At 66.7% G+C, this 237-nt stretch carries 1 protein-coding gene; it reads right to left on the minus strand.

Annotation, left to right across the window (positions count from 1 at the left end; translation table 11 throughout):
• On the minus strand, nucleotides 1-237 hold a 237-nt coding region (locus FQ668_RS28220), incomplete at both ends, for a tetratricopeptide repeat protein (RefSeq protein ID WP_144180880.1).

A 237-nucleotide genomic window follows, 5' to 3' on the forward strand; every position in this document is an offset into this window, starting at 1 on the left:
TCCAACGCCAGCTTGCCCAGCGTCGACTGCCGGCGCACCGATAGCGGCGACAGGCGCACGGCTTCTTCAAGCATGTTCTGCGCACGCCTGGTTTCGCCTTGGGCCACCAGCACCTCGGCCATGCCATCGTACAGGCCCGGCATGATCGGGAAGGCCTTGAGCGCCTGCTCGTACACGCCCTGGGCCTGGGCATTCTGGCCACGCTTGTGCATCAGGCTGCCCAACGCCGAGTAGGCC

It is taken from the genome of Pseudomonas sp. Kh14 (assembly GCF_900291005.1).
GTDB lineage: Bacteria > Pseudomonadota > Gammaproteobacteria > Pseudomonadales > Pseudomonadaceae > Aquipseudomonas > Aquipseudomonas alloputida.